At 45.3% G+C, this 6558-nt stretch carries 7 protein-coding genes and 1 pseudogene; 3 read left to right on the plus strand and 5 right to left on the minus strand.

What is annotated here, in order from left to right; genetic code table 11:
* Together B9T16_RS24295 and B9T16_RS24300 are read left to right on the plus strand one after the other, a co-directional pair.
* Nucleotides 1-665, plus strand: a 665-nt coding sequence (locus B9T16_RS24295) for a GUN4 domain-containing protein (protein WP_410245984.1), incomplete at its 5' end; no start/stop codon positions are given.
* Between the two features lie 518 nt (nucleotides 666-1183).
* Nucleotides 1184-1435, plus strand: a complete 252-nt coding sequence (locus B9T16_RS24300) for a hypothetical protein (RefSeq protein ID WP_006619437.1) — start codon at nucleotides 1184-1186, stop codon at nucleotides 1433-1435.
* A 59-nt stretch (nucleotides 1436-1494) separates the two neighbouring features.
* Here B9T16_RS24300 and B9T16_RS24305 read toward each other — a convergent pair whose 3' ends face one another.
* From B9T16_RS24305 to B9T16_RS24315, 3 genes are all read right to left on the minus strand, one after another.
* Nucleotides 1495-2592 (minus strand): inositol-3-phosphate synthase, encoded by a 1098-nt coding sequence (locus tag B9T16_RS24305; protein WP_006619438.1) that lies wholly within the window; start codon nucleotides 2590-2592, stop codon nucleotides 1495-1497.
* A gap of 312 nt (nucleotides 2593-2904) precedes the next feature.
* The gene (locus tag B9T16_RS24310; protein WP_006619439.1) at nucleotides 2905-3486 is read right to left on the minus strand and encodes an FKBP-type peptidyl-prolyl cis-trans isomerase; all 582 of its coding nucleotides are present in this window, start codon (nucleotides 3484-3486) and stop codon (nucleotides 2905-2907) included.
* Nucleotides 3487-3702: 216 nt separating this feature from the next.
* Nucleotides 3703-4026, minus strand: coding sequence for a phasin family protein (locus B9T16_RS24315; protein ID WP_006619440.1), 324 nt, complete (start codon nucleotides 4024-4026; stop codon nucleotides 3703-3705).
* A gap of 112 nt (nucleotides 4027-4138) precedes the next feature.
* Here B9T16_RS24315 and B9T16_RS24320 point away from each other — a divergent pair, with 112 nt between their 5' ends.
* Nucleotides 4139-4495 carry a zinc ribbon domain-containing protein gene (locus B9T16_RS24320; protein ID WP_006619441.1) on the plus strand — a complete coding sequence of 119 codons (357 nt, stop codon included), beginning with the start codon at nucleotides 4139-4141 and terminating at the stop codon, nucleotides 4493-4495.
* 12 nt (nucleotides 4496-4507) lie between these two features.
* Here the strand turns inward: B9T16_RS24320 and B9T16_RS24325 are convergent, their stop codons facing one another.
* Both B9T16_RS24325 and B9T16_RS24330 read right to left on the minus strand, forming a co-directional pair.
* Nucleotides 4508-5677, minus strand: a complete 1170-nt coding sequence (locus tag B9T16_RS24325; protein WP_006619442.1) for an extracellular solute-binding protein — start codon at nucleotides 5675-5677, stop codon at nucleotides 4508-4510.
* Between the two features lie 626 nt (nucleotides 5678-6303).
* A pseudogene (locus B9T16_RS24330) lies at nucleotides 6304-6558 on the minus strand (ISNCY family transposase); the annotation flags it as partial.

Genomic DNA, 6558 nt, shown 5'->3' on the forward strand with positions numbered 1-6558 from the left:
TAGATGACACAACTATCACACTGATTATGTCTGAAGATACACAGGAATTTGAATCTACCGATCTACCTTCTGCAGATCCTACCCCTTCCCTAAATCCACCTCTCGAAAACCCGGAAACTTCCCATGCTCCGGTTAGTTCCTCCTCCCTGGAGGAAAGAGTTACTAAATTGGAGGATACTTTAGCCCAGATTTTGTCTTTGCTTAGTGATAAATACCGTTACGGACGCTTACAGAATTTGCTGGCTGAGGGAAATTGGCGAGAAGCAGATTTAGAGACTACTAAGGTGATGTTGGAAATTGCTACCCAGGCTCATCATGATGATTTGAAACCTGATGATGTCATGATTTTTCCCTGTAGCGCCCTACATCTTATCGATAGCCTCTGGGTCAAGTATAGCAATAATCGCTTTGGCTTTAGCGTTCAACGACAAATTTATACCGAGTTGGGGGGAGGTGATGATATCTCTAATATTGACTTAGATTTACTCACTCAAGTCAGCGATCGCTTAGGGTGGCGCGAAGACCATAAATGGTTAGACTATCAAGACCTTAACTTTTCTATATCTGCCCCCCCTGGATGTCATCCTTCTAACTGGTGGCGATCGGCTTATGGTGCTAAAATGGCAGTCTATTTCCTCGCCAGATTGATGCGCTGTGGCGTTTAATCCCCCGCTTCTGGTGCTTCTAGTGCGTCAGCTATCTATATTCCCGTCAATATTAGATTTTATCCTTCTGACGCACCCTACCATCAAAATCTCTTCTGGTGCGTCAGTCACTTATCTATATTCCCGTCAATATTAGATTTTATCCTTCTGACGCACCCTACAGGTCTACCCACCTCTTGAAAAACACCGGATTAGGGGTTATAATATAGCACCCTTTACCCCATCAAAATCAACCCTTATTAATCGAGCAATTAACTAATGTTTAAAGATTGGTCATCCGATGATTGGATTAATCATATACTCTTCTTTGGTACACTTTTCATGCTGATTGGTTCCTTTATCTTTCTCTAGGCAATTTTCGCGATAGGTAACGCTAACTAGCCGACCCAAATTGAGGGAGTATGGTTAATTTTCGTTAATTTTTGGCCCCTATAGCATGATTCTCTGTTACGGTGAAGATAGCCGGTTTACTTGTAAAGCCGTGCTGAAAGGACGGGGTTTCCGACCCAGGAGTTTCTATGAATATAAGGCTAGTGATTTTTTCGGGAATTATCATGGCTGGTATAGGGTCTGTGTTTGGTTTGGCTGTTTCTCATATAGCAGCAAAACCCTATCAATGCTGTGGCGTTGTTTCTGTTCATAATGATGTTGGCTACAGTCAGTCCCGACATCCCCAAACCTATGCTGTAGCAGGAAGCATGATGGGATTTGTCGCCGGGTCAGTTTTGGAAGCCTTGCGACAGGCTGAACTGGAACATAAACAGAACTAGATGCCCTAGGAACCCGCAGGTTAACGGGTTTCCCAGAGTTTTTTTCCCTATCCCCATTTTTAGGATGGGTTGGCGATAAATCGTTCCGTCATTTCGTATGCTTCGTCATCAACTAACTGTTTTGGTGGATGCTTCATAAAAAAGGATGAGGGAGAGTCCAAAACTCCACCAAGACCCCTGTCTAGTGCTAATTTACAGCAGCGGATAGCATCTATAACTACTCCGGCTGAGTTAGGAGAATCTTCTACAGACAAACGTAATTCGATGTTCATGGGAACATCTCCAAATAGTCGTCCTTCCATGCGGATAAAGCAAACTTTGTTATCCTTTTGCCAGGGAACATAATCGCTAGGTCCGACGTGGATATTTTCGTGGGCGAGACGTTCTCGCACCACACTCTGAACTGCCTCAGTTTTGGACTCTTTTTTAGAGTCGAGGCGGCGGCGGTCTAACATATTCAGAAAGTCTGTATTTCCGCCAGTGTTAATTTGGTAGGTGCGATCGATTTTGACTCCTCGCTTTTGGAATTGATTAGCTAAGGCGCGGTGAGTGATGGTTGCACCTAATTGGGATTTAATATCATCGCCGATAATGGGAACCTTATTAAGTCTAAATTTCTCCTCCCAGAGGGGGTTGCTGGCGATAAATACGGGAATACAGTTGACGAAACCGACCCCGGCATCTAAGGCACATTCAGCATAAAATTCGGTGGCTTCCTGGGAGCCAACAGGCAGATAATTAACTAGAATTTCGGCTCGGGAGTCTTGTAAAATTTTGACTACTTCTGCTTTCGAGGGTTGGGGTTTATCGCTGGGTTGAAAGCTGTAGCGTTCGTCTACATCAACCATGTGTTCTGCTACACCATCGAGAATGCGACCCATTGACACATTAACCCCAGTTGGGGGAACATGAGAACAGAAAACTGTGGTGCAGTTAGGGGGGGCAAAAATTGCCTCTGCTACATCTATACCCACTTTTCTGCGATCAATATCAAAGGCGGCGACAACTGCCATATCAGAAGGTTTGTAGCCGCCAATTTCCCAGTGCATAAGTCCGATGGCATCTTGGGGATTTTTGTCGCGATAATATTCAATCCCTTGGATTAAAGAACTCGCACAGTTACCAATACCAACAATGGCGATCCTAATTTTTTCCACAAGCAATCTGTTCCTCGACTCCTAAGTTAAAATAAGTCATGCCTAGATGCCAAATTTAGGATATTGACAGCCCAGACAGATCTGTTAATTAATCAAACAGCCATTGTACCTTGGAAGCACCAGGGTTATACCAAGCCTAGGGTTGGGAAAGGTGATTGATCAAAAATTTTTAAATCTCTACCATTAATCAAGGGTTTTGTCAAGTGTGGGTGTAGGGAAAACCAGGGCAAATCCAGCGATCGCTAACCGGGTGAAATCTGGATGGTGAGTCAATTTTGCCCTAGTTTAGCTGTGAGCCTCCCTCAGTTGCTATCAGGAAATTTTCAACAATTCTACATCAAAAATCAAGGTAGCATTAGGAGGAATCACGCCACCCGCACCGCGATCGCCATATCCCAAATCAGCAGGGATAATCAGTTTTCTGCGTCCCCCCACTTGCATAGAGGCGACTCCCTCATCCCAGCCTTTAATGACTTGACCGACCCCAATTGTAAAGGAAAAGGGCTGATTGCGATCGCGGGAACTGTCGAACTTAGTGCCATCTTCAAGAGTTCCGGTATAGTGAACCGTAACTGTCTGACCACGTTGTGGACTAGCACCAGTTCCCTTCTGTAAATCCACATACTGGAGGCCGGAATCTGTTGTAACTAGGTTTTCTTCTGTATTTGTCATATTTTGAGCAATGGTGAAATTAGCTGTCGGTGCTGCTATACCTCCTGACAGCAAGGAATTAGTAGAAACCTTCTTTTCTTGAACAGGAATCGAGGTTTCAGGTGTGACCTGGGTTCCCATATTGGAAGCATTAGCTTCTTGTCCAGAATAGGTAATTTGAGCAACAATGAGAACCAGGGAACAGGCTACAATTACCCCAAAGCTGATCAAAATTTCTCGCACCTTTTATCGTCCTCCTAAGTGAAGTTAGGGAAAATCATTTTAGCAAAAATCGGCTAACTCTGTTGATTCAGATACATCAAGGGGAGTCATTCCGCCATGGGGACATAGCCAAGGGTTCTGGCTTCCTAAGTTTTGATGAACATGACCCCATTGAGTACACCTGAAGTTTGCCAGAAAAACCGATAGTGACTATTCCAGTTTGACAGCTTATGGTTGTTAGCGCCAGTGGCGATTTTCCAAATCTCGCATTTGACGTTCTAAACGGTCCAAGCGTCCCCGCAACTCATCAAGTTCTGCCTGGCGGGGAACACCGATATCCTGCATCATATTTTTAATCTGACGCTGCATCAAATCTTCCAGGCTTTGCTGATCCATTTTCAGGCGCTGCATCATCTCGTCAATAAAGCGTTTAGCATCATCTGGGTTAAGGGTTCCCTCTTTGACCCACTGATCTGTAACCTCCTGCAATTTCTCGGCTACCAGGGAGGTGGTGCCAATACCAATCATCAAAAGCTGTTTGAGTAAATTGTTGTCATCCATAGGTTTTTAAGTATCTAGTAAAATTTAAGCTAGATTTACGGTCAAACAAACTGTATCACTTTTCACTTTTTTTGTTGAAAGCCCCCTACTGTCGATCGCTATTGATTTTCCTATGCCAGAATGTCCCCGTTGTCGTCAACCCGTTGATTCTCAGGCGATCGCCTGTCCTTACTGCAAATATGAACTCAAGGCCTTTGGTCATCCGGGTATTCCGTTACACCGCGCTGATCAAGGGGAGTTTCTCTGCCAGAGTTGTCTTTATCATCAAGACGACACCTGTAATTTTCCTAAGCGTCCTTATGCCAGGGAATGCACACTCTATCAAGACCAGAGTAAACCCATTGTGCCTCAGCCTTCACTCAACAGTCAGGTGAGATTTCCACACTCTGTGGGTGAATGGGTGCAAAGAAACGCCCTAGGGGTGGCTATTGTGATTATTATCATCATCAGTGTATTACTAGCTTTGTAGCCGGGGAAGGAGCTACGATCGCACTACGGAACGGATTTCGTGCCAGAGGCGCTGATATTGTTGCATACTGGCAACAGTTAGGGGCAGCAAAAATTCACTGCGATCTAAAATGTCGGTATCTGGTAACAGTTGCGGATTTTCCCGTAAATCCTTGGGTAAATCGGCTCGTGGCATTCCCCAAACTATGGGGGAGGTTGCGCCAGTCAATAATGACATTTGGGTGGCTATTTCGGGTTGCCAACAAAAATCAATCCAGGCTTGCACTAGGGGGTTATTAGTGGCACTGGTGGCTTTAGGTTTGACCCACACATCTGACCATAGGGCCGTACCGGATTTAGGGATAGCGATCGCTATATTATGTTGTCGTTGCAGTTGGGGGGAAATATCTCCTGACCAACCGACAGCCAGCCAAGTATCGCCCAAAATTAGGGGTTTGAGATAATTATCAGAATCATAGAGGCGGACATTTTGGTGTAGTTGTTCCAATTGTGCCTTCAAGTCGGGAACTAGATCGAGATCAGGGGTGTTGTAGGAGTAGCCCAATTTTTTCAGGGTTAAACCAATCACCTCTCGCCCTTGATTTAATAGGGAGATGCGACCCTTGCACTCGGACCGCCATAGGTCTTCCCAGTCGGTGGGAGTCCAGCCTAATTTCTCAAACTTATCAACCCGATAAGCGATCGCTGTTGTCCCCCAGCGATAAGGGGCCCCCCAAATATTACCTTCTAGGGAGTCGCTCAATTCTCCGTTTTGGTTTCGTCTAACTAGATTTTGCCAGTTTTGGGGTAATTGCTGCCACTGGGATAAATCCTCTGGGTTGAGGGGTTCGATTAACTCCTCTCTAATGGCTGCTGATAGCCAATAGTCGCCAATCATGACTAATAGCGCGGAGTTGCTAATGGCTTCGGCTTGTAATTGCTGGTAGAGGTCTTCGAGATTAAATTTGGGTACAAAATTTAACCCCGGCCGCTGCGGGTGTTGGCGGCGAAAGCGGTTTACCAGTTGAACGGGAACAGAACCATTTAGCAACTCGACCCGAAAATCTGTGGGCGTATCACATCCCCCGATTAATTCCACCAGTGCTAATAGACTTGTTCCCCACAGGAAAGATCGTCGGTTCACTAAACCCTTTTTGATAAATATTGTCCGATCATGTTTTGCGGATTCATTTAAGCTGAACATTCCTTAGCATTGATTGACAATGCCTGGAAGGGGCTAACTTCCCTTTCCGCGTGCGTCACATCAGAAAGCGTTTCCTTTCCCCCAATGGTTGATCTATGTGACGCACCCTACGGGTTATTTCAGATATATCAACCCTGTTTCACCTCTAAACGTCTCGCACACATATAACCATTGTACTCGGTTCTGAGCAATAATTGTCAAACTTGATCCCGGCTTTTGGGGCGATCGCAACTACAACAGAGTTCGGTGCGTCAGATCTCAATATTCGGGTAAGTGTCAATTTGACACCCTACAGAAGCTCAATGGAGCTGAATCTGCTGTTGAGGTAGTGTCATTACTGGCTTAAATCTCATGGCGCTAACATTTCGTAACATCAGGCACAACACTGGGTTTAATTATCCGGATTTCAACCGTCAGAGCGTGTTAACTATAAACCCTTATCCTGACAGCGATAGCGGGTTATTACTCAACCCGATATCCTATTGAGTTACTCAAATGTTACTCACAATCTAGTCCTAGCACAGGAAAATAATTCTGTCAATAGGTTGATTACTCAGTCAACAAGCACAACTTAATCAATCTGTCAAATGCCTACTATCTCCCCCAGCAATTCTCATTATGGAAATTCAACTGCTATCGGGCGGGATGTCTAACTCGAGACCTTCAAGCATAAAGGTCAGAAGGTGCTCCCAACTGTCGAAGTACAGGTAACGGGTCAACGCCCGCAAATCATCAAAAAAGGTTTGGCGGGTGGGCAAGTGCGCTCGTAGTAACTGGTACTTGTCATCGAGCAACTCCAGCAGGGTATGGAAGAGCAGCGAGAGGATGTTGAGGGTCGCCAGCAAGGAGGAAAGATGCTGCTGGCCATGGCCGAAATTGTG

The sequence above is a fragment of the Arthrospira sp. PCC 8006 genome (genome assembly GCF_046480465.1).
Taxonomy (GTDB): Bacteria; Cyanobacteriota; Cyanobacteriia; order Cyanobacteriales; family Microcoleaceae; genus Limnospira; species Limnospira platensis.

Excerpts from the sequence above, each read along its gene's own strand:
- B9T16_RS24300 (WP_006619437.1), top strand. The coding sequence starts at position 1,184 with ATGAATATAAGGCTAGTGATTTTTTCGGGAATTATCATGGCTGGTATA.
- B9T16_RS24315 (WP_006619440.1), bottom strand. The coding sequence starts at position 4,026 with ATGGATGACAACAATTTACTCAAACAGCTTTTGATGATTGGTATTGGC.
- B9T16_RS24320 (WP_006619441.1), top strand. The coding sequence starts at position 4,139 with ATGCCAGAATGTCCCCGTTGTCGTCAACCCGTTGATTCTCAGGCGATC.
- B9T16_RS24325 (WP_006619442.1), bottom strand. The coding sequence starts at position 5,677 with ATGTTCAGCTTAAATGAATCCGCAAAACATGATCGGACAATATTTATC.